At 37.2% G+C, this 323-nt stretch carries 1 pseudogene; it reads left to right on the top strand.

The features are described 5' to 3' along the window. A pseudogene (locus V6251_RS15225) lies at positions 1-323 on the top strand (beta-ketoacyl synthase N-terminal-like domain-containing protein); the annotation flags it as partial.

A 323-nucleotide genomic window follows, 5' to 3' on the forward strand; every position in this document is an offset into this window, starting at 1 on the left:
TTAAAAAATTTCGTGGCAACTGATTGTCTAGATAGAAAAGAAGCCCGCAAAATGGACAGGTTTACGCAGTACGCAATGGTCGCATCTGATGAGGCTATTGCGGACTCTAAACTAGACTTAGAGACTATAAATAAATTAAGAGTAGGTGTAATTTGGTGAGCCGGAATTGGTGGATTAGAAACATTTCAAAATGAGGTGTTAAATTTTGCCGAAGGTGATGGTACTCCAAGATTTAATCCTTTTTTCATCCCTAAGATGATTGCAGACATTGCTCCAGGAAACATTTCTATAAAAAATCGTTTTATGGGTCCTAATTACACAAC

Source organism: Olleya sp. Ti.3.14, from assembly GCF_038154885.1.
Taxonomy (GTDB): domain Bacteria; phylum Bacteroidota; class Bacteroidia; order Flavobacteriales; family Flavobacteriaceae; genus Olleya.